Origin of the sequence: Streptomyces sp. NBC_01433 (assembly GCF_026340105.1) — a bacterium.
In the GTDB taxonomy this organism is placed as follows: Bacteria; Actinomycetota; Actinomycetes; order Streptomycetales; family Streptomycetaceae; genus Streptomyces.
In genome coordinates, this window is record NZ_JAPEPM010000001.1 from 4,970,535 (window position 1) to 4,991,358 (window position 20,824).

A 20,824-nucleotide genomic window follows, 5' to 3' on the forward strand; every position below is an offset into this window, starting at 1 on the left:
TCAACGCCCGGTGTTCGGGCCGCATAAGTTGTCGTAGGGTCGCCTGAGTCCTCGCGCTGGGGAGCGCGGGCAGCCGTCGACGGGGAGGGACCAGAACGTATGGCAGCGCAATTCGGCCGCCGACTGCGCAGGGGGGCCACGACCACCGCGGTGGCCGCGGCTGCCGTCGCGGCGCTCTCGGCCTCGCAGGCAGCACCCGCCGCATCACTGGCCGACGCCTCCGGGGGCGGTGACCAGCAGGCGGCCGGTGCCGAGTCCGGCGACGGCGCGGCCACCGGCAACTCGCCGTACTACACGGATCTGCCGCCGCTCGTCACGCCCGACAAGCCCGGAGCGTCCAGCAATCTGCCGGTCACCGGCAGTGCGGAATCAGGCATTCCGGCCTCGATCCTGGCCGCGTACAAGCAGGCCGAGCAGACCATCGCGGGCACCGACGCCGCCTGCCGTCTGCCCTGGCAGCTCCTCGCGGCGATCGGCAAGGTCGAGTCCGGCCAGGCGCGCGGCGGCCGGGTCGACGCGAACGGCACCACGTTCTCCCCGATCCTCGGCCCGGCCCTCAACGGTCAGGGCTTCGCGCTGATCAAGGACACCGACGGCGGGGAGTACGACGGCGACGCCACGCACGACCGCGCGGTCGGCCCGATGCAGTTCATCCCGTCCACCTGGGCCACCTGGGGCCAGGACGCCAACGCCGACGGCCGCAAGGACCCCAACAACATCTACGACGCGGCGCTCGCCGCCGGACGCTACCTCTGCGCCGGAACCCGCGATCTGGCCGTCGCGGCCGACCTCGACCGTGCCGTGCTGAGCTACAACCACTCGCAGGAGTACCTGCGGACGGTGCGCTCCTGGTTCGACTACTACAAGCGCGGCACCCACGAGGTCCCCGACGGCACCGGTGCTCTCCCGACCGGCCCCGGCAGCGGCTCCGGCTCTTCGCCGAGCCCGTCGCCCTCCCCGAAGCCGTCCCCGTCCGGCCCCGGGCCCAGCACCGGTCCGGGCCCGTCCAAGCCGGGCGGCGGCACCACCACCCCGACGCCCAAACCGCCCACGACCCCGACCCCCAAGCCGACGCCGTCCAACACGTTCGGCAGCATGGAGAACGCGGGCACCGGCACGCTGAGCGCCACGGCGGGCGGCGTGTTCACCGAGTGGATCAAGGTGCGGGCCAAGAACACCCTCGGCGCCCCGCTCGCCAAGGTCTCCGTCACCTTCACCGTCACCGGTGACACCGACACGCGCTTCGCGGGCGGGAAGGCCACCGCGAAGGTGGCCACCGGAGCCGACGGCACCGCCACCGCACCGGAACTGAAGGCGGGGGAGAAGACCGGCGGGTTCAAGGTGACGGCCGTCGCGGGCACCACCGAACCGCGCGCCACCCTCACCTACGCGGCGAGTGTGACCGCTCGTCAGGCGGACAAGATCATCCGGACCGGTGACAAGGCCCTCGTCGCCGCGCCCGGCGCCGAGTTCGCGGACGCCGTCGAGGTGAAGGCGACGTACAAGAACGCGGTCGCCGCGGGGGTCGCGGTCACCGCGACGATGATCACCGACGACGAGAAGCCCGTCGAGAACGGCAAGGGCCCGTACTTCAAGGACGCGAAGGGCAAGACGGTCCGCACCCTCGCGAACCTGAAGACCGGAGCCGACGGCCTGCTGAAGCTCCCGAAGATCTACGCCGACGACGCCGCGGGCACGTACAAGCTGCGCCTCACCACCGAGGGCGGCGCCACGGTCGTCATCGAGCTCACGATCGAAGCGACCCCGACGGCCCCGGCAACTCCGACAGCCCCAGCAACCCCGGCGGCCTGACCCGCACACCGGGCAGCCGCATCGGCCAGCTGCACCGGACAGCCCCACCCAACAGCCCCACCGAACAGCCCCTTCGCCGGCACCCGGCGAAGGGGCTGTTCTACGTGTTCTCATCTCGCGCCCCGATTGCTACGGTGCCTCAGCCCTGACTGACGATGCATCAGATCTTCGCTCCCCGGGAGGCCGAGCATGCGTGCCCTCGTCGCCGCCGCCATCGGACTGGCCGCCGCCCTCGCGCTCGTCTTCACCGTCACCGCGATCGGCGCGCCGCCCGGAGAGACCTCGCCCAAGCCTCTGCTGACCACGGTCCCGGGCCCCAAGAGGTAACCGTTCACGCCGGAAGTTCGCACCGGATGCTCACGCCGGAAAGAACGAAGCAGAGGGAGGACTCCACCATGCGCCGCCGAGCCAGCCTCGTACTCCTGGCCTTCGCCGTCTTCTTCGCCGCCATGTCACCACTGCTGCGCTGGTACGCGTTTCCCCGGCTGGCGAAGATCCCGCCGAGCCAGTACCAGGAGACGGTCCTGGAGGCGAAGCCGGCCACGCTCCTCGACTACACCACCCTGAAGGCCAAGAAGGTCGACAAGGTCACCATCGTCCAGACCCTCAAGGGCAATGTGGAGGAGTCCGAGAAGATCGAGCGCAGCTCCGGCCGTGATGTCGTCGTCTGGGACGCGCTCTCGTACATCCAGGGCCCCGACGGCAAGATGGTCTCCCAGATCCCCGAGCGCTACATCTTCGACGCCCACACCCAGGCGCCCGTCCACGCCACCGGCGAAATGGTCGACGGCGACCCGGTCCGGCGCGAGGGCATCGAGTACAAGTGGCCCTTCCTCACCGAGAAGCGGGACTACGAGTACTTCGACGCGCAGAGCCGTACGTCCGCGCCCATCCACTACAAGGGCACCCGGACGTTCCGCGGCATGGACGTCTACTACTTCGAGCAGACCATCCCCTGGACCAAGGTCCCCATGCCGCAGAAGATGCCGCTCGAGGGTGTCACCGCCGAGCAGGTCACCAAGACGGGCATGACCCGCTGGTACTCCACCAAGCGGATGTTCTGGGTCGATCCGGTCACCGGCGCACCCGTCAACGGCGAGGAGATCCACAAGGAGGAGATGCGCGACGCGAAGAAGATGGGGATGCCCGAGGACACCGTCACCGCGTTCGCCGGACACGTGAAGATGCGCGAGGACTACATCGTCGCCATCGTCGACCAGGTCAAGTCCCAGCGCGTCCTGATCCTGCTGCTCACCTTCTACCTGCCCTGGGGCTTCCTGTTCGCCGCCGCAGGATTCCTCGCGCTCGCCCTGTGGCTGGAGGCGCGTTCCCGCCGAGCCGTTGGTCCCGCCTGAGCCGCCGCTCCCGCCGAGCCGCTAGTCCCGCCTGAGCCGCGCCGAGGTGAACCGGGTCGCCTCCATCGTCGTCGGGTCCTCGGGCCACGGATGCTTGGGGTAGCGCCCGCGCAGCTCCGCCCGGACGGCCCGGTAGCCCTCCCGCCAGAAGGACGCCAGATCCGCCGTGACCGCCGCCGGGTGCCCGGCGGGGGAGAGCAGATGCACCAGGACCGGTACCCCGGCCACCCGCGGCGTCTCGCGCAGCCCGAACAACTCCTGGAGTTTCACCGCCAGTACGGGCTGTTCGCCGCCGTACTCCACCCGGATCCGCGAGCCGCTCGGCACCGCGATCCGCTCCGGCGCCAGCTCGTCCAGCCGAGCCGCCTCGCCGGTCGCCCAGGGCAGCAGCCGCCGCACGGCCTGCCCCGCGTCGATCCGCGCCAGGTCCGGGCGCCGCCGGGCCCGTGACAGTTCCGGCTCCAGCCACTGTTCGGTACGGGACAGCAGGGCCTCGTCCGACACATCCGGCCACGGCGCCCCCAGCACCCGGTGAAGAAACGCGAGCCGCAGCCGCAGCTGCTCGCTGTCCCGGGTCCAGCGCAGCAACCCGAGTCCCTCCCGGCGCAGCCCCTCCACCAGGGCCCCGCGCACCAGCTCCGGGTCCGGCCGCTTCAGCGGCCGCACCGCCAGCTCCACCGCCCCCAGCCGGTCCACGGAACGCGCCACCACATCGCCGTCCACCCAGCGGACCTCCTCGCCGCGGAACCGCAGATGCCCGGCGGCCAGCCGGGCGGTCTCCTCGTCCACGACGGCGGCCAGCCGCACCTGGGCGGACGCCGCGTGCGCGGGCCGGTCCGCGACCGCCACGGCCAGCCACGGCGCACTGCGCAGCCGCGAACCCTCCCGCAGCTCCGCCCCCGTCCCCGACACCATCAAGAACGCCCCCTGGCCCCGCGCCCGCGCCACCCGCTCCGGAAACGCCAGCGCAGCCACCAGCCCGGCGGCGGCATCGTCGGAACCGGCCTCCCCCTTCACCCCCTCGACCGACGAGGACAGCCGCCTGACCTCCTGCCGCCAACGTGCCGCGTAGCCGTCGCCACCCCGCCGTGCGGTACGCAGCGCGGCCGCCAGATCGTCCCCGTAATCCCTGGGCGGCTCCTCGCTCAGCAGCGCCACCACCTCCGCGGCCCGCCGCCCGCCGACCTCCGCCGCACCGTCCAGCAGGGCCCGCGCCAGCCGGGGGTGCAGACCCAGCCGGGACATCCGTACGCCGCGTTCCGTCACCCGCCCCGTCCCGTCCACCGCGCCGACCGCCGTCAGCACCTCCCGGGCCGCGCCCATCGCCCCGGCGGGCGGCGGATCGAGCAGCGCCAGGCCGGTGGCGTCCGGGTCTCCCCAGCACGCGGCCTGGAGCGCGAACGCCGCGAGATCGGCGACCTTGATCTCCGGGGACGGGAACCGGGCCAGGCGCCCGTCCTCCGCCTGCTCCCAGCACCGGTACACCGCACCGGGCGCCTCCCGGCCCGCCCGCCCCGCCCGCTGCCGGCCCGCCGCCTGCGAGGCCCGTACGGTCGTCAGCGCGCTCAGCCCCCGGGCGTGGTCGGTGCGCGGCTCCCTGGCCAGCCCCGAGTCGACGACCACCCGCACGCCGGGCACCGTCAGGGACGACTCCGCCACCGAGGTCGCCAGCACCACCCGGCGGCCGGTGGACGACCCGGCCAGCACCGCGTCCTGCACGGCGGCCGGGGCCCGGCCGTGCACCTGGAGCACCTCGGCGGCCACTCCGGCGAGCTGCCCGGCCACCCGGCCGATCTCACCGACCCCGGGCAGAAAACACAGCACGTCCCCGTCCCGCTCGGCGAGCGCCCGGCGCACCACCGAGGCCACATGCGTCAGCAGCGCCGGATCGACCCGCATCCCGTGGGGCGGGCGCACCGGTCGCGCGGGCGGCGCCCACACCACGTCCACGGGGTACGACACCCCCTGCGCCGCCACCACCGGGGCATCGCCCAGCAGCCGCGACCAGCCCTGGGCGTCCGTCGTCGCCGACGCGGCCACCAGCCGCAGATCGGGCCGGATCGCCTCCCGTACGTCGAGCAGGAACGCGGCGACGGTGTCGGCGTCCAGATGCCGCTCGTGGCACTCGTCGATGATCACGACGTCGACCCCGGCCAGTTCCTGGTCGCGCTGGAGGCGCTGGAGCAGTACCCCGGTGGTCACGACCTCCACCACGGTGTCGCGCCCCACCAGGCGCTCGCCCCGGACGGTGAAGCCGACCCGTCCGCCGGCCTGCTCGCCCAGGAGCCAGGCCATCCGCCGTGCCGCCGCCCGTGCGGCGATCCGGCGCGGCTCGGCGACCACGACCCGGCGGACGGGGCCGCCACCGGTCAGCCCGGCCAGGACCAGGGGGACGAGGGTCGTCTTCCCGGTGCCCGGCGGCGCGCAGAGCACCGCCACACCCCGGTCGTCGAGCGCCCGCTCCAGGGCGGGCACGGCGGTGCGTACGGGCAACTGCTCCAGGGCTTCGGTACGGATCACGCCCCCAGTCTGGTCCAGACCCCCGGTGGGGATCACGCCCCCGGCGCGGATCACGCCCCCGGTCCCGTACGCGCTCCCGCCGGAGCTTCCCCGCGCGCTCCGGCGAGGATTTCCCCGCGCGGCTCCCGCAGAGCTTCCCGCGCGCTCCGGCGGGAGGTTCCCTGCGCGGCTCCCGCGCCGGCTTCCTTACGCGCTCCACCGGAGCAGCCGTGCGCCCCCCGGGCTCAGTCCCGCTCGCAGACGAAGATCGCGGTCCCCGGGATCAGGTTCCCGCGCAGCGGCGACCAGCCGCCCCACTCCTGGTTGTTCCAGGCGGGCCATTCCGGTTCGACCAGGTCGACCAGTCGGAATCCGCCCGCCACCACGTCCCGCACCCGGTCGCCGAGGGTCCTGTGGTGCTCGACGTAGACGGCGTCGCCGCGCTCGTCCTGCTCGACATAGGGGACGCGGTCGAAGTAGGAGGCGGCGACCGAGAGGCCCTCGGGCCCCGGCTCGTCCGGGAACGCCCAGCGGATCGGGTGGGTCACGGAGAAGACCCAGCGTCCGCCGGGCCGCAGCACGCGGCGCACCTCGCGGAACACGCGCACGGGGTCGGCGACGAACGGCACCGCGCCGTAGGCGGAGCAGGCCAGATCGAAGCTGCCGTCCCGGAACGGCAGCTTCCCCGCGTCCGCCTCGACCAGCGGGACGTCCTCGCCGATCCTGAGGGCGTGCTGGAGCTGGCGGTGGGAGAGATCCAGGGCCACGGGCCGCGCCCCCTGACCGGCCAGCCAGCGCGAGCACTGGGCGGCCCCGGCGCCGATCTCCAGGATGTCCCGGCCCTTCAGCGACGCGGCGGGCCCCAGCAGGGCGGCCTCGGCCTCGTCGAGCCCTTCGGGGCCCCAGACGAACCGGTCGTCGCCGAGGAAGGCCCCGTGGTCGTTCTGGTACTCGTCGGCGTTCCGGTCCCACCAGCCGCGACTGGCCCGGCTGCTCTCCGATTCCCCGGCGTCGCGGCGGGTCGCTTCGGGTTCGGACCCGTGGATCTCTTGGCTCATCGTGCCCGTCGTTGTAGTTTGCCTTCACTCGCCGGCGCGCGGTACATACCTGGAGTACTCGGGAGTACCGGTGGAGTACGGATGCGCGTGGGCGAAACCTTGCCGTGCGTGACCGCGGCCGACGCGGCCCCGGAGAACATGAGTTGTGCCGGGTATGGGCTGCTGCGCCCCGGGTGTGCGCCTTCGCGCATTGACCCTGTCCGGCTGCCCCCGTATGCTACAAGTTGCGCCGCGAGCCTGCGCGCTTCAGACCTAGCAGGCCGCGCTCGCATCTGTTGTATGACCCTCGGTTGTCGAGGCGCCTCCCGGTCACGGGTCGGGCGCTTTCCAGGCTGTCCGGCTGCTGCAGAGGCGATACGGGCTTTCGGCGTAGCAGTACCTACGACTCACTGTCCGTACCGGAGCCCTTTCCCACATGACGAGCAGCACCGAGACCACCGCCACCACTCCGCAGGTTGCGGTCAACGACATCGGCGACGCGGACGCGTTCCTCGCGGCGATCGACGAGACGATCAAGTACTTCAACGACGGCGACATCGTTGACGGTGTCATCGTCAAGGTTGACCGGGACGAGGTTCTCCTCGACATCGGTTACAAGACCGAAGGCGTCATCCCGAGCCGCGAGCTCTCGATCAAGCACGACGTCGACCCGAACGAGGTCGTCAAGGTCGGCGACGAGATCGAGGCCCTGGTTCTCCAGAAGGAGGACAAGGAAGGCCGCCTGATCCTCTCGAAGAAGCGCGCTCAGTACGAGCGTGCCTGGGGCACCATCGAGAAGATCAAGGAAGAAGACGGCATCGTCACCGGTACCGTCATCGAGGTCGTCAAGGGTGGTCTCATCCTCGACATCGGCCTCCGTGGCTTCCTCCCGGCGTCGCTCGTCGAGATGCGTCGTGTCCGCGACCTTCAGCCCTACGTGGGCAAGGAGCTCGAGGCGAAGATCATCGAGCTGGACAAGAACCGCAACAACGTGGTCCTGTCCCGCCGTGCCTGGCTCGAGCAGACCCAGTCCGAGGTTCGCCAGACGTTCCTCACGACCCTGCAGAAGGGTCAGGTCCGCTCCGGCGTCGTCTCCTCGATCGTCAACTTCGGTGCCTTCGTGGACCTGGGTGGCGTCGACGGTCTCGTGCACGTCTCCGAGCTCTCCTGGAAGCACATCGACCACCCCTCCGAGGTTGTCGAGGTCGGCCAGGAAGTCACCGTCGAGGTTCTCGACGTCGACATGGACCGCGAGCGCGTCTCCCTGTCGCTCAAGGCGACGCAGGAAGACCCGTGGCAGCAGTTCGCCCGGACGCACCAGATCGGTCAGGTCGTCCCGGGTAAGGTCACCAAGCTCGTTCCCTTCGGTGCGTTCGTGCGCGTCGACGAGGGCATCGAGGGTCTGGTCCACATCTCCGAGCTGGCCGAGCGCCACGTGGAGATCCCGGAGCAGGTCGTCCAGGTCAACGACGAGATCTTCGTCAAGGTCATCGACATCGACCTTGAGCGTCGTCGCATCAGCCTCTCGCTGAAGCAGGCCAACGAGTCCTTCGGTGGCGACCCGGCCTCGGTCGAGTTCGACCCGACGCTGTACGGCATGGCCGCGTCGTACGACGACCAGGGCAACTACATCTACCCCGAGGGCTTCGACCCCGAGACCAACGACTGGCTCGAGGGCTTCGAGGCTCAGCGCGAGGTGTGGGAGACCCAGTACGCCGAGGCGCAGACGCGCTTCGAGCAGCACCAGGCTCAGGTCATCAAGTCCCGCGAGGCCGACGAGGCCGCTGCGGCCGAGGGCGCTGCTGCCCCGGCCGGCGCCGCTCCGGCCGCCTCCGGTGGCACCGGTGGTGGCGGCGGCGGTTCGTACTCCTCGGAGTCCGCGGACAACTCCGGCGCCCTGGCGTCGGACGAGGCCCTGGCCGCGCTGCGCGAGAAGCTGGCGGGCGGCCAGAGCTGACGCTCTGACCCCCTTCGCTCCCCGGCTGCGTCAGCTGTAGAGCAGTAAGTGAGGCCCGCTCCCTTCGGGGGGCGGGCCTCACTCGTGTTCCAGGGGCAAGTTCTGCGAGGGTGCGGTGGCTTGCGGTGGCTTGTGTGGGGTGCGGTGGCTACGGGGTGACGGCGATGTTCGTCAGGCCCTTGCCGCCGGTGACGGTGTTGCTGCCGTACACGGTGGTCCGGCAGCTGGTGCTGTTGTTGGTGACGTTGATGGCGAGCTGCTTGTCACCGGTGGCGCCGGAGAGGTTGGAGGCGTTGTCGCGGAAGACGGTGCCGCAGCCCCAGCCGCTCTGCTGGGTGTGGGTCTCGTAGCCGTTGTTGGTGGTACGGGAGCCCTTGTTGTCCTCGACCAGGACGTTGTTGCCCTTCACGTCGACCCAGGAGTCGTCGTAGTTGGCGCCGGTCAGCCCGTTGCCGTCGAAGGTGTTGCCGATGATCTTCGCCCCGGTGGTGCCTTCCTTGATGTCGACGCTCTCGCCGCCGACACCGGGGCCGATCGTGTTGTTCAGGATCTGGGCGTCGTCGCTCTTGTCGCCGAGGTCGCCGGCCGTACCGACGTACACGCCCTCGCCCATGCCCCGGCCGTCGTGCCCGGTGTCGTAGATCCGGGAGTTCTTGAGGACCCCGTTCTTGCTGGACTTGCGGAAGTGGACGCCCTCCATGTCGAGGTCGTGCACGGTCACCGCGTCGATGACGACGCCGTTCGCGGTGTCGGTCATGATGCCCTTCTGGCCGCCGGTGACGGTGATGCCCCGGACGGTCCAGTAGGAGGCGCCGTTGAGGTGCAGCCCGTAGCCGCCGCCCGCGGTGAGCACCGCTTTCGCGGAACCGGTGAGGGTGATCCGGGCGCCGGACGTGCCGGGGGTGGTGGCCTTGAAGTTGCCGGTGTACGTGCCGTCGGCGAGCCGGATCGTGTCGCCGGGGGCGACGGCGGTGAGCGCCGACTTGAGCTGGGCCGCGGTGCTGACATCGATGACGGCCGCTGCGTTCGCCGGACCGGCGGCGACGAGCGTGAGGCCGCCGGTGGCGAGCGTGGCGGCCAGCAGGGCGGTGAGCGAAGTGCGGGTGCGCATGGGGGTGCCTTCCCGTCGGAGGTGCGGATTCGCAGCTTTCTCGAACACCGCACACGTTCTCGTACGTGAATGTGGGGCGCGTGTATGAACGTGTGCTGCCCAGTGACGGTAGGGATCGGGGGTGGTCGCGTCAAGGTCTGGACCAGTACTCGACCCGTAAGGCCCCCTTCCGGGCGGGCGGCAGGGGCGACTTCGCGCTCGGCGGAGACTCACTGTCGTACCGGCGGCCACAACTCCACCGGGCGTAAAGGGAGTTCGCCGTCAGCTCCCGCGGCGGCGCTTACCGGTGGGCCGACGGGTGGCCGTTCAACGGGGCGGACGGACGGGGACACTTCACCGGTGAACACGCCGGGCACCAGGGGCCTCACGCAAACACCCGGGAAAGGGCACGGGCGGGGAATGCCCGTGCTCCCGGGGGCGTTCTTCACTAGGAACACGAGGAGGAGCGGTAACCGTGCCTGATCCGCAGAGTTTGTACGAATGGGAGCCGAAGGGCCTGGCCGTGGTCGACATGGCGCTGGCGCAGGAGTCGGCCGGTCTGGTCATGCTCTACCACTTCGACGGATACATCGACGCGGGTGAGACCGGGGAGCAGATCGTCGACGGTCTGCTCGAAACGCTGCCCCACCAGGTCGTGGCCCGATTCGACCACGACCGGCTCGTCGACTACCGAGCACGGCGCCCGCTGCTGACCTTCCGGCGCGACCGCTGGACGGCCTTCGAGGCCCCCACGCTGGACGTCCGGGTCGTTCAGGACGCCACTGGCGCCCCCTTCCTGCTGTTGTCGGGCCCCGAGCCGGATGTGGAGTGGGAGCGGTTCGCCGCCGCCGTCGAGCAGATCGTCGAGCGCCTCGGCGTACGGCTCGCGGTCAATTTCCACGGCATTCCGATGGGTGTCCCGCACACCCGCCCCGTCGGCATCACCCCGCACGGCAATCGCACCGACCTCATGCCCGGCAACCGCAGCCCGTTCGACGAGGCGCAGGTTCCCGGCTCCGCCGAATCCCTGGTCGAATACCGGCTGATGGAGTCCGGCCACGACGTCCTCGGTGTCGCCACGCATGTGCCGCACTACGTCGCACGCTCCGCCTACCCGGACGCCGCGCTCACCGCGCTGGAGGCGATCACCGCCGCGACGGGCCTGGTCCTGCCCACCCTCGCGCACTCGCTCCGTACGGAGGCGCACCGCACCCAGACCGAGATCGACCGCCAGATCGGCCAGGGCGACGAGGAGCTCGTCTCGCTCGTCGAGGGCCTTGAGCACCAGTACGACGCGGTCGCGGGCTCCGAGACGCGGGGCAACCTGGTGGCCGAGCCGGTGGATCTGCCGTCCGCCGACGAGATCGGCCGCGAATTCGAGCGGTTTCTCGCCGAGCGTGAGGGCGACGTCTGACGGGGCGAGGGCGACGCCTGACGGGGCGGGCCGGGGCCGTAGGCTGCGGCCCATGCTGAAAGTGGGCCTGACCGGTGGCATCGGCGCCGGCAAGAGTGAAGTGTCACGGTTGCTCGTCGGCTACGGGGCCGTGCTGATCGACGCCGACCGGATCGCGCGCGAGGTGGTCGAGCCCGGCACCCCCGGACTGGCCGCCGTCGTGGACGCCTTCGGTACCGGAATCCTCCATGCCGACGGCACCCTGGACCGCCCCGCGCTCGGTGCGATCGTCTTCGCGGACGCGGACCGCCTCGCGGCGCTCAACGCGATCGTCCACCCCCTGGTCGGCGCCCGCTCCGCCGAGCTGGAACGGGTGGCGGGCCCGGACGCGGTCGTCATCCATGACGTCCCCCTCCTCACCGAGAACGGCCTCGCCCCGCTCTACGACCTGGTCGTCGTGGTGGACGCCACCCCCGAGACCCAGCTCGACCGGCTCGTACGGCTGCGCGGTATGACGGAGGCCGACGCCCGCGCCCGGATGGCCGCCCAGGCGACCCGTGAGGAGCGCAGGGCGTCCGCGGACCTGATCGTCGACAACGACGGACCGCTGGAGGCGCTGGAGCCCCAGGTCCGCGAGGTCTGGGACGAGCTGACCCGGCGGACCGCGGCTCACTGACGCGGCCCCGCGGGCTCGGCGGTCGGAATACCGTGTCCGAACGGACGTTGGAAAACCGTGAGTGAAGGGAAGGATGCGACCGTGCCCGAGAGCAATCCGGAAACCCATGTCATCGATTTCCGTGCGGCGGAGCAACTGCTCGCGGCCCGGGATCCACGGGGCGCGGTCAAGCTGCTCGACTCGGTGATAGCCGCCCACCCGGAGAACACGGCGGCCCGGCTGCTGAGGGCCCGCGCGTTCTTCGCGGCGGCACAACTGCGCCCGGCCGAGCTGGAGTTCGAGCTGGTGCTGGAGCGTGAGCCGGACAACGCGTTCGCCCACTTCGCGCTGGCCCGGACCTTCCAGCGCGCGGGCCGACCGGCACAGGCCACCCGGCACTTCCGGCTCGCCGCCGCCCTCGACCCGAACCCGGAGTATCTGAAGGCGGCGCGCTTCGACGAACAGGGCTGACGCCGGGGCGCTCAAGGGTGTGTGCTCAAGCCGCCCGGTCGTGTGGTCGGCCCGGACGGTCGTGCCCGCCGTGGCCGGGCTCGTACGGCGGGGTGTTCCGGCCCGGCTGGTAGCGCGCCCCCTGGTGGATGCGGTGGACGACCACGCAGAAGTCCAGGACGGTGATCATCAGCAGCGCCCCGCAGGCCGCGGCCCAGCCCGGCCGGTCGGCCAGCACGAAGGCCACCAGGCCGAAGAGGGCCCAGATCGTGCCCCATAGACTCAGCCACAGCCGCATCCGCAGGGCACTGCGGGCGGTCGCGGGTTCACTGCCGGTACGCATACGGATCGCCTCACCTACCAGCATGGACCCGCAGCGCGGCAGACGGAACAGCGACGAGGGGGAGTGGCGTGTGAGCGGCGGGATACGGGAGGACGACGCGGTCCGGCGGGCCCGGGTACGAGGTTGTCTGCTGGGCGGCGCGATCGGTGACGCGCTGGGAAACCCCGTGGAGTTCCTGTCGCTCGACGGCATCCGGCGGGCCCACGGGGAGAACGGCGTACGCGGGCTCGTCGCGGACGAGGAGGGGATCGTCGGGCGCGTCACCGATGACACACAGATGACGCTCTTCACGGTCGAGGGCCTGATCAGGGCGCGTGTCAGAGCTTCCGCGAAGGGGATCGGCGGTGCACGTACGGCCATCGTGCGCCATGCCTACCTGCGCTGGCTGGACACCCAGAACCACCCGTCCCCACCGGTCCGGGGCGGCGACAGCCTCGTACGGACGGGGTGGCTGCGGCAACAGCCCTGGCTGTACGCGCGCCGGGCCCCCGGCAATGCCTGCCTGACCGGACTCGCGGCCGGCCACACGCCGGACGGGGACACTCCGCTCTCCGTGCCGGGGCCGGTCAACACCGGTTCCAAGGGCTGCGGGACCGTGATGAGGTCCGCCCCGTTCGGGCTGATGGGGGAGCCCTCATGGGCGGTGTTCGAGGATGCCGCCCGGTGCGCGAAGATCACCCACGGACACCTCACCGGTGCGTACGCCGCCGGTGCGTTCGCCGCGATCGTCGCCCACCTGCTGGAAGGCGACTCACCGGAGGGTGCCGTGCTGCGGGCGATGGAGCTTCTCGCCCGCCATCCCGGCCACGAGGAGACGACGGCGGCGCTGCGGGCAGCGGTCGACCTGGCCGCGAGGGGCAGGCCGACCGCCGAGAAGGTGGAGTCGCTGGGCGCGGGCTGGGTGGCCGAGGAGGCCCTCGCCATCGCCGTGTACTGCGCGCTGGTCCTGCCGGGTGCCCGGGACGTGGAGCGGGCGCTGCTGCTCTCGGTCAACCACTCGGGCGACAGCGACTCCACGGGTTCGGTCTGCGGGAATCTGCTCGGTGCCCTGCACGGCGACGGCCGACTCCCGTCGTCCTGGCTCGCGTTGACGCAGGGCCGTGCCGTGATCGCGGAACTGGCCGACGACTTGTCGATGGAATGCGAAGAGCCGGTCGACTGGCCCGCCGACCGCTACCCTGGCTGCTGAGAACGTCGGGGCCCGTGCGTCACCCGCCCGGAGCGGACCCGGATGCGAGGGAACGGCCGCCGGTGGCCGGGCGTTTGACACGGTATGAGCGGACGACTCGTACGTGAGGGATATGCGGGGACCGGGCCCGGCGTCATCACGCCGGACGGCTGCGCGGTCGAGCTGTACGCACGGCTGTCCGTGTGCGAGGAACCGGACGTGATCCAGGCGGCCGTGCCCGCCGGAGCGAGTGTGCTGGAGCTGGGCTGCGGCGCGGGCCGGGTGACGCGGCCGCTGGTCGAGCGCGGCTTCGCCGTGACAGCCGTGGACGAGTCGCCGGAGATGCTGGAGCGCGTCGGCGGCGCCCGTACGGTGTGCGGCCCCATCGAGTCGCTGGACCTCGGTGAGGAGAGGTTCGACGTGGTGATGCTGGCGTCGTTCCTGGTCCACGCTCCCGAGCACCGGGTGCGGGACGGAATGCTGCGGGCCTGCCGCAGGCATGTGAAGGACGGCGGGGTCGTGCTCGTCCAGCGCGAAGGTGCCGCGCACCGCTCCGATCTGCCCTGGGAGCGGGAGGATCCGGCGGGCGGCACCATACGGATCGTCTCGGCGGAGCCCGTCGGGGACGGGGTGCGTTCGGTGCACGCGGAGTATGTCTTCGACGACGCGCGGTGGACGCAGACTTTCCTGTCGCGGGAGCTGTCGCGGGAGGAGTTCGAAGGGCATCTGGCGGCCGCCGGGCTCACCGTCGACCGGTATCTCACCGACGACGGAATGTGGGTGCGCGCACTCCCCGTGCAGCGGAGCCCCGGAGCCCGGTGAACCGGGGGCATGCGGTCCCGGAGCCCGGCGGACCGGTGGGCATGCGGTCCCGGCGGACCGGTGGACCGGCGGGCGACGGGTCGCCCGCCGGGGTCAGTGCACGATGCTGTAGCTGCGCCAGGGGAGGCTGGGGGGAGCCTTGGTGTCGGTGAACGTGGTGGGCACATACGTCGTGTCGCCGCCGGTGCAGTTCCGGGTGCGGTACATCACGACATCGACCAGCGTCCGGTTCTCGACCTCGTGGACACCGGCGGGGGCCAGCCGGTGGCAGCCCCTGACCGAGGGGCTGTTCACCAGGATCACGGCGTCGCGTTCGGTGGAGTAGATGACCGGTCCGACGGCGGTGCGGCCGAGACCGGAACAGCCCGAGACGGTCAGGGTGAGGAGCGCTGCTCCGGCCGCGACACCGAGGCGGCGGCGTCGGGGGCGGTGATCGGTCACGGTCGCGGGCGTGGTCGCGGGCACAGTCGCGTTCGCGGTCACGGACATGGGCGGGTCCTCGTCTGCTCGTCCGGCTCATCTCTACGTCACATGCTGTGCCTGTACGCCACGGGACGTCCCGGCGCTGGTCACGCTGCCCGCTCCGCGACGGTCCGGCATCCGGAGGGCGGCCGACCGGGCGAGCTTCGGCGCAACGGGGGTTCGACGGGTGTGCATATTGGGCATACCGTGTTAATAGAGCTCAATTCCCTAGACTTCGATCTTGTCAGGGGGCCGTCATGGTCCAGGAGCTAGTGATCGCGATAGTGGCGATACTGTGCGCCGGCGCGCTGTACGCGGCAGGGGCGGCCCGCGTGGTCAAGCAGTACGAGCGCGGTGTGGTGCTGCGGCTGGGCAGGCTCCGCAACGATGTGCGAGGGCCAGGGTTCACCATGGTTCTGCCAGGCGTGGACCGGCTCCGCAAGGTGAATATGCAGATCGTGACGATGCCGGTGCCCGCCCAGGACGGAATCACCCGGGACAACGTGACGGTCCGGGTGGACGCCGTCATCTACTTCAAGGTGGTCGACGCGGCGAGCGCGGTGGTCGAGGTGGAGGACTACCAGTTCGCGGTGTCGCAGATGGCCCAGACGTCGCTGCGGTCGATCATCGGTAAGAGCGATCTGGACGACCTCCTGTCCAACCGGGAGAAGCTGAACCAGGGCCTGGAGCTGATGATCGACAGCCCGGCCGTGGGCTGGGGTGTGCAGATCGACCGGGTGGAGATCAAGGACGTATCGCTGCCCGAGACGATGAAGCGCTCCATGGCGCGTCAGGCGGAGGCGGACCGGGAACGGCGCGCCAGGGTGATCAACGCCGACGCGGAACTGCAGGCGTCGAAGAAGCTGGCCCAGGCGGCCAAGGAGATGTCCACCCAGCCGGCGGCCCTGCAGCTGCGACTGCTCCAGACCGTGGTCGCGGTCGCGGCCGAGAAGAACTCCACCCTCGTCCTGCCGTTCCCGGTGGAACTGCTCCGCTTCCTGGAACGGGCACAGCAGCCGCAGCTGCAGCAGCAACTCGCGCAGCTGCAGCAGCCGCCGCCGGAGCAGCAAGAACAGCAGCAGCCGCAACAACAGCAGCTGCCGGAGGCTGTGGTGCCGCCTGTGCCGCAGGAAAGCGCTCAGCAGGCATCGCCCGTGCAGTCGGCACCGTCGCCGTCGGTGCGACGGCCGTCGCGGGCTCCGCAGCGGAAGGGCCCCTCAGGGGCGACCGCGGCTCCGGCGGCGGCGAACGCGGACACGGACGATCGGTCCGGTGCCGAACCGTTCGCCCACCACTGATGTCCGCCCACCGCTGATGGTGGCCCGCTATTGATCGCACTCTGCTCGCCGAACGGTCCTGAGCTGCGGGAACGTGGCCAGGTCGGAGGTTGTCAGACCCCCCGCCTAGACTCGCGGAGTCAGAGGGAACAGACGCGGATCAGGGCGGGAGGGGGTGGCCGGAGATGACGGCACGGGACGCACGGGACGCGCGGGACGCGCGCATCAGCCGCCTGCTGCGCTGCCCGGTGGTCTTCCTGCCCGCCGCCCTGCCGAGGGACGGCCGGATCGCCTTCTGGGACCCGGAGGAGCGCGAAGACACCGCGCGGGCCGGGAATCCGTTCGCGCACGCCGCCGATCCCGCGTCGGCCGCCGATCCCGCACCGGCCGGGGATTCCGCTTACGCCACCACCGAACTGACCGACCTGACCGTGGTCCGGCGGGACGGCACGAGTGGTACGGATGGCACGAGTGGTAAGGGCCGCACGCCCGATGTCCGTGCCCGCACCGTGCCCGCCGTGCTGCTGCCCGTCGCTGACGCGCTGCCGCTGCTCGTCCTCGCCCGCCATCAGGCGTCCGCCCATCCCGCCACCCGCTGCTGGGGCGCCGCCGCGCTGCACGCGCTGAATCTGGTGGCGCGCGGCAGACTGCTCCCCGGACTGACGGCCGACGACCACGACGCCTGGCGGGCCGGTCCGCGTGATGCCGAGGACATCGCGCATCTGCGGGCCGTCGCCGCCGCCATGCCTCCCGAGGGGTACGCGGTGCCGGTGGACGGCCTCGCGCCGCTCCGGCTGACCGACCCCGAGTTCCTGATCGGGGCCTTCCTCGACGCGGTCGCCGACACCCTGCCCCGTACGCCGGCCGCGGCCCACGCGATGGGCGCGCCGTTCGCGGCCCGGGAGGCCCAGCATCTGCCCGGCGCCGCCGCCTGGGCCGTCGAGGTCGCTGCCGGCCTGGACGCGGGTGTCCGGGTCTCGCTGCGGCTCGACCTCTCCGCGTACGAGCTCTTCGACACCGCGGACACCTACGCCCTCGCCGCGGATGACCCCGACCGTCCCGGCAGCCCGGACGATCCCGCCGTGCGCCATGCCGCCGCGGCCGTCGTCCAGGTGCACAGCCTCGCCGACCCGACGTACGTCATCGACGCCGCCGCCCTGTGGAACGGCGGGGGAGGGGAGCCGTTCGGACCGCGTGCCCAGGTCGACGCGGTGCTCGCCCTGCGCCGCGCCGCGCGTGTCTGGGCGCCGCTGGAGCGGCTGCTCGACCAGCCCGTCCCCGATGTGCTCGCCCTCACCGAGGACGAGCTGTACGAGCTGCTGAGCGATGCCGGGGCCCGCCTGACCGCGGCCGGGGTCAACGTCCACTGGCCGCGGGAGCTCGCCCGTTCGCTCACCGCGGCCGCCGTCGTCCGGCCCGCACCCGGCTCGGCCACCGACGGCACCTCGTTCTTCGACGCGGAGCAGCTCTTCGCCTTCAACTGGCAGCTGTCGCTCGGTGACGAGCAGCTGACCGAGGCCGAGATGGACACCCTGGCCGAGGCCCACCGCCCCGTGGTGCGGCTGCGCGACCAGTGGGTGGTCGTCGACCCCGCGCTCGTACGCAAGGCACGCAAGCGGGAGCTCGGCCTGCTCGACCCGGTGGACGCCCTCGCCGTCGCCCTCACCGGCAGCGCCGAGGTCGACGGTGAACAGGTGGACGCGGTGCCGGCCGGTGCCCTGGCCGCGCTCCGGACCCGTATCCTCGCCGACGACGCGACCGTCCCGCCGCCGCCCGGCCTGGACGCGACCCTGCGCGACTACCAACTGCGCGGCCTGGCCTGGCTGGACCGGATGACCTCGCTCGGCCTCGGCGGCTGCCTCGCCGACGACATGGGCCTCGGCAAGACGATCACGGTGATCGCCCTGCATCTGCACCGCGCCCACCCCGCGCCGACGCTGGTGATCTGCCCCGCCTCCCTCCTCGGCAACTGGCACCGGGAGATCAACCGCTTCGCGCCCGGCGTTCCGGTTCGCCGGTTCCACGGCACCGACCGGACCCTGACGGACCCGGACGGCGGTTTCGTCCTCACCACGTACGGCACGATGCGTTCCAGCGCGGCCCAGCTCGCCGCACAGTCCTGGGGGCTGGTCGTCGCCGACGAGGCGCAGCACGTGAAGAACCCGCACTCCTCCACCGCCAAGGCGCTGCGCACCATCCCGGCCCCGGCCCGCGTCGCCCTGACTGGCACCCCCGTGGAGAACAACCTCTCCGAGCTCTGGGCGCTGCTCGACTGGACGACCCCCGGGCTGCTCGGCCCGCTCAAGGCGTTCCGGTCCCGGCACGCCCGGATCGTGGAGAACACCGGCACGGCCGCGGGCCTGGGCAACGAAGAGGCGGTCGAGCGGCTGGCCCGGCTCGTCCGCCCCTTCCTCCTGCGCCGCAAGAAGTCCGACCCCGGCATCGCCCCCGAGCTGCCGCCGAAGACGGAGACCGACCACCCCGTCTTCCTCACCCGTGAGCAGGTCACGCTCTACGAGGCGGCGGTGCGCGAGACGATGGCGCAGATCGAGGCCGCGGAAGGCATCGCCCGACGCGGCCTGGTGATGAAGCTGCTGGCCTCGCTCAAGCAGATCTGCAACCACCCCGCGCAGTATCTGAAGGAGGAGCCGACCCGGCTCACGGGCCGCTCCGGCAAGCTCGCGCTCCTGGACGAACTCCTCGACACGATCCTGTCCGAGGGCGGGTCCGTCCTGATCTTCACCCAGTACGTGACGATGGCCCGGCTTCTCTCCGCCCATCTGGCGTCCCGGGCCATCCCCTCCCAACTGCTGCACGGCGGCACGCCGGTGCCCGAACGCGAACGGATGGTGGACCGCTTCCAGGCCGCCGAGATCCCGGTCTTCCTGCTCTCCCTCAAGGCGGCCGGCACGGGGCTGAACCTCACCCGCGCCGCTCACGTCATCCATTACGACCGCTGGTGGAACCCGGCGGTCGAGGAGCAGGCCACCGACCGGGCGTACCGCATCGGCCAGACGCAGCCCGTGCAGGTCCACCGGCTGATCGCGGAGGGGACGGTGGAGGACCGGATCGGTGAGCTGCTGGAGTCCAAGAGGGCCCTGGCCGACGCGGTCCTCGGCACCGGTGAGACCGCCCTGACCGAGCTCAGCGACCGTGATCTCGCCGATCTCGTCTCGCTCCGGAGGCCGGTGTGAGCCCCCGCCCCGCGCCGCGCACGGCGCCCCGGTCCCGGCCGGGCCCCGACGATCTGCGGCGGACCTTCGAAGCGGTGCCGGCCCGCACGTCCGCCGACGGGGAGCCCTTCGCGGACAGCTGGTGGGGACGTGCCTGGGTGGCCGCCCTGGAGTCCCTGTCGATGGACGAGGCGCGGCTCGCCCGCGGCCGTACGTACGCGGACGGCGGCCATGTCGCCGCGATCACCGTCACCCCCGGCCGCGTCGTCGCCTACGTCCACGGCAGCCGCCCCCGCCCGTACCGCGCCGAACTGCGCCTGCGCACCTTCACGGACACCGGGTGGGACGCCCTCCTCGACGCGGTCGCCGCTCGCCCCGGGCATCTGTCCGCGCTGTTGGCCAAGGAGATGCCGCACTCCCTGGCCGACACGGCTCAGGAGGCCGACACCCGGCTGCTGCCCGCAGCGGGTGACCTCGACCCGAGCTGCTCGTGCCCCGACCACGGCCGGCCCTGCAAGCATGTCGCGGCGCTCTGCTTCCAGACGGCCAGGCTGCTCGACAGCGACCCGTTCGTCCTGCTGCTGATGAGGGGCAGGGGCGAGCGGGAACTCCTCGACGAGCTGGGCCGCAGGAACGCGGAACACTCCGCGCGTGAGCGTCCCGCCGCCTCCGCCGCGCCCTCGGTGGCGGCCGGTGAGGCGTTGGCCGACCGGTACCTGCCGCCGCTCCCCGCGCCCCTTCCGGTCCCCCCGCACCCCGGCCAGCCCCCGTCGTACCCGGATCTGCCGGGCGCGCGCGACCCGTTGGGCCTCGACCACCTCGCCACGGACGCGGCGGCCCGCGCACATGGCCTGCTGACCACCGGCCGGGACCCGCTCGCGGGTCTCACCGCGTGGCAGGACGCGGTCCGGCTGGCGGCGGCCCGCCCCACCGCCGGGCTCACCGCCACCACCCGGGCGCTCTACCGGGAGCTGGCCTACGCCACCGGCCGTACCACCACCGACCTGGCCCGCGCCGTCGCCGCCTGGCGTCAGGGCGATGCCGAAGGACTCACGGTTCTGGAAGCGCCCTGGGACCCCCCGGCCGGACCGTTCGACCGGGCCCGCCCCGCCCTGGCCGCCGCCGACTTCCCCCGCTTCCAGCCCTGGCGCAATCACCTCACTCACCCGGGCGGCGCGCTTCAGCTCCGCTTCGGCCACGACGGCCGCTGGTACGGCTACGAGTCCGACCCCGGCGCCGACGACTGGTGGCCCCGCGCCACCCCGGACACCGACCCGGTGAGCGCCCTCGAAGCCCTGCTGGGCGGCTGATCCCGAGTGCGTGCCCCGGCT

17 protein-coding genes are annotated in these 20,824 nt (G+C 71.9%); 12 read left to right on the forward strand and 5 right to left on the reverse strand.

Annotated elements, in window-relative coordinates; translation table 11 throughout:
- Positions 1–99 precede the first annotated feature (99 nt).
- The 3 genes from OG413_RS22340 to OG413_RS22350 all read left to right on the forward strand — a co-directional run bounded on the left by OG413_RS22340 (position 100) and on the right by OG413_RS22350 (position 3,167).
- A complete protein-coding gene (locus OG413_RS22340; protein ID WP_266808134.1) occupies positions 100–1,812 on the forward strand; it encodes a lytic transglycosylase domain-containing protein in 1,713 nt (570 codons plus the stop codon).
- Positions 1,813–2,001: 189 nt separating this feature from the next.
- Positions 2,002–2,139 carry an SPW_0924 family protein gene (locus tag OG413_RS22345; RefSeq protein ID WP_185301468.1) on the forward strand — a complete coding sequence of 46 codons (138 nt, stop codon included), beginning with the start codon at positions 2,002–2,004 and terminating at the stop codon, positions 2,137–2,139.
- Positions 2,140–2,207: 68 nt separating this feature from the next.
- Complete coding sequence (locus OG413_RS22350) at positions 2,208–3,167, forward strand: DUF3068 domain-containing protein (protein ID WP_266808137.1); 960 nt, start codon at positions 2,208–2,210, stop codon at positions 3,165–3,167.
- Positions 3,168–3,188: 21 nt separating this feature from the next.
- Here OG413_RS22350 and hrpB read toward each other — a convergent pair whose 3' ends face one another.
- Positions 3,189–5,687 carry an ATP-dependent helicase HrpB gene (gene hrpB, locus OG413_RS22355; protein ID WP_266808139.1) on the reverse strand — a complete coding sequence of 833 codons (2,499 nt, stop codon included), beginning with the start codon at positions 5,685–5,687 and terminating at the stop codon, positions 3,189–3,191.
- 224 nt (positions 5,688–5,911) lie between these two features.
- Positions 5,912–6,724 carry a class I SAM-dependent methyltransferase gene (locus OG413_RS22360; RefSeq protein WP_266808140.1) on the reverse strand — a complete coding sequence of 271 codons (813 nt, stop codon included), beginning with the start codon at positions 6,722–6,724 and terminating at the stop codon, positions 5,912–5,914.
- A 415-nt stretch (positions 6,725–7,139) separates the two neighbouring features.
- Here OG413_RS22360 and rpsA point away from each other — a divergent pair, with 415 nt between their 5' ends.
- Positions 7,140–8,660 carry a 30S ribosomal protein S1 gene (rpsA, locus tag OG413_RS22365; RefSeq protein WP_073720327.1) on the forward strand — a complete coding sequence of 507 codons (1,521 nt, stop codon included), beginning with the start codon at positions 7,140–7,142 and terminating at the stop codon, positions 8,658–8,660.
- Between the two features lie 148 nt (positions 8,661–8,808).
- On the opposite strand, the gene OG413_RS22370 is transcribed toward rpsA, so the two are convergent.
- Positions 8,809–9,771, reverse strand: coding sequence for a right-handed parallel beta-helix repeat-containing protein (locus OG413_RS22370; RefSeq protein ID WP_266808142.1), 963 nt, complete (start codon positions 9,769–9,771; stop codon positions 8,809–8,811).
- 454 nt (positions 9,772–10,225) lie between these two features.
- Between OG413_RS22370 and OG413_RS22375 the strand changes: the two genes are divergently transcribed.
- The 3 genes from OG413_RS22375 (at position 10,226) to OG413_RS22385 (ending at position 12,269) form a co-directional block, all read left to right on the forward strand.
- Positions 10,226–11,164, forward strand: a complete 939-nt coding sequence (locus OG413_RS22375) for a PAC2 family protein (protein WP_266808144.1) — start codon at positions 10,226–10,228, stop codon at positions 11,162–11,164.
- 52 nt (positions 11,165–11,216) lie between these two features.
- Positions 11,217–11,819, forward strand: coding sequence for a dephospho-CoA kinase (gene coaE / locus OG413_RS22380; protein WP_266808146.1), 603 nt, complete (start codon positions 11,217–11,219; stop codon positions 11,817–11,819).
- A gap of 81 nt (positions 11,820–11,900) precedes the next feature.
- Positions 11,901–12,269 carry a tetratricopeptide repeat protein gene (locus OG413_RS22385; RefSeq protein ID WP_266808148.1) on the forward strand — a complete coding sequence of 123 codons (369 nt, stop codon included), beginning with the start codon at positions 11,901–11,903 and terminating at the stop codon, positions 12,267–12,269.
- A gap of 25 nt (positions 12,270–12,294) precedes the next feature.
- Here the strand turns inward: OG413_RS22385 and OG413_RS22390 are convergent, their stop codons facing one another.
- Positions 12,295–12,615 (reverse strand): DUF6343 family protein, encoded by a 321-nt coding sequence (locus OG413_RS22390; RefSeq protein WP_266808150.1) that lies wholly within the window; start codon positions 12,613–12,615, stop codon positions 12,295–12,297.
- Between OG413_RS22390 and OG413_RS22395 the strand changes: the two genes are divergently transcribed.
- Both OG413_RS22395 and OG413_RS22400 read left to right on the forward strand, forming a co-directional pair.
- Complete coding sequence (locus OG413_RS22395; protein ID WP_266808152.1) at positions 12,614–13,780, forward strand: ADP-ribosylglycohydrolase family protein; 1,167 nt, start codon at positions 12,614–12,616, stop codon at positions 13,778–13,780. The genes OG413_RS22390 and OG413_RS22395 overlap by 2 nt on opposite strands.
- Positions 13,781–13,864: 84 nt before the next feature.
- Positions 13,865–14,581, forward strand: coding sequence for a bifunctional 2-polyprenyl-6-hydroxyphenol methylase/3-demethylubiquinol 3-O-methyltransferase UbiG (locus tag OG413_RS22400; RefSeq protein ID WP_266808154.1), 717 nt, complete (start codon positions 13,865–13,867; stop codon positions 14,579–14,581).
- 93 nt (positions 14,582–14,674) lie between these two features.
- Here the strand turns inward: OG413_RS22400 and OG413_RS22405 are convergent, their stop codons facing one another.
- A complete protein-coding gene (locus OG413_RS22405; protein ID WP_266808156.1) occupies positions 14,675–15,070 on the reverse strand; it encodes a hypothetical protein in 396 nt (131 codons plus the stop codon).
- A gap of 230 nt (positions 15,071–15,300) precedes the next feature.
- On the opposite strand from OG413_RS22405, the gene OG413_RS22410 reads away from it, so the two are divergent.
- The 3 genes from OG413_RS22410 (at position 15,301) to OG413_RS22420 (ending at position 20,803) form a co-directional block, all read left to right on the forward strand.
- Positions 15,301–16,341, forward strand: a complete 1,041-nt coding sequence (locus OG413_RS22410) for a slipin family protein (protein ID WP_266808158.1) — start codon at positions 15,301–15,303, stop codon at positions 16,339–16,341.
- A gap of 164 nt (positions 16,342–16,505) precedes the next feature.
- Positions 16,506–19,514 carry a DEAD/DEAH box helicase gene (locus tag OG413_RS22415; RefSeq protein WP_266808161.1) on the forward strand — a complete coding sequence of 1,003 codons (3,009 nt, stop codon included), beginning with the start codon at positions 16,506–16,508 and terminating at the stop codon, positions 19,512–19,514.
- On the forward strand, positions 19,511–20,803 hold the full coding sequence (locus OG413_RS22420) for an SWIM zinc finger family protein (protein WP_266808163.1): 1,293 nt from the start codon (positions 19,511–19,513) through the stop codon (positions 20,801–20,803). The genes OG413_RS22415 and OG413_RS22420 overlap by 4 nt, the downstream gene beginning before the upstream one ends.
- Positions 20,804–20,824 lie beyond the last annotated feature (21 nt).

Coding starts and splice junctions, on each gene's coding strand:
- OG413_RS22350 (WP_266808137.1), top strand. CDS start 2,208: ATGCGCCGCCGAGCCAGCCTCGTACTCCTGGCCTTCGCCGTCTTCTTC.
- OG413_RS22345 (WP_185301468.1), top strand. CDS start 2,002: ATGCGTGCCCTCGTCGCCGCCGCCATCGGACTGGCCGCCGCCCTCGCG.
- OG413_RS22400 (WP_266808154.1), top strand. CDS start 13,865: ATGAGCGGACGACTCGTACGTGAGGGATATGCGGGGACCGGGCCCGGC.
- OG413_RS22405 (WP_266808156.1), bottom strand. CDS start 15,070: ATGTCCGTGACCGCGAACGCGACTGTGCCCGCGACCACGCCCGCGACC.
- OG413_RS22340 (WP_266808134.1), top strand. CDS start 100: ATGGCAGCGCAATTCGGCCGCCGACTGCGCAGGGGGGCCACGACCACC.
- rpsA (WP_073720327.1), top strand. CDS start 7,140: ATGACGAGCAGCACCGAGACCACCGCCACCACTCCGCAGGTTGCGGTC.
- coaE (WP_266808146.1), top strand. CDS start 11,217: ATGCTGAAAGTGGGCCTGACCGGTGGCATCGGCGCCGGCAAGAGTGAA.
- OG413_RS22360 (WP_266808140.1), bottom strand. CDS start 6,724: ATGAGCCAAGAGATCCACGGGTCCGAACCCGAAGCGACCCGCCGCGAC.
- OG413_RS22390 (WP_266808150.1), bottom strand. CDS start 12,615: ATGCTGGTAGGTGAGGCGATCCGTATGCGTACCGGCAGTGAACCCGCG.
- OG413_RS22370 (WP_266808142.1), bottom strand. CDS start 9,771: ATGCGCACCCGCACTTCGCTCACCGCCCTGCTGGCCGCCACGCTCGCC.
- OG413_RS22415 (WP_266808161.1), top strand. CDS start 16,506: ATGACGGCACGGGACGCACGGGACGCGCGGGACGCGCGCATCAGCCGC.
- OG413_RS22395 (WP_266808152.1), top strand. CDS start 12,614: ATGGACCCGCAGCGCGGCAGACGGAACAGCGACGAGGGGGAGTGGCGT.
- OG413_RS22410 (WP_266808158.1), top strand. CDS start 15,301: ATGGTCCAGGAGCTAGTGATCGCGATAGTGGCGATACTGTGCGCCGGC.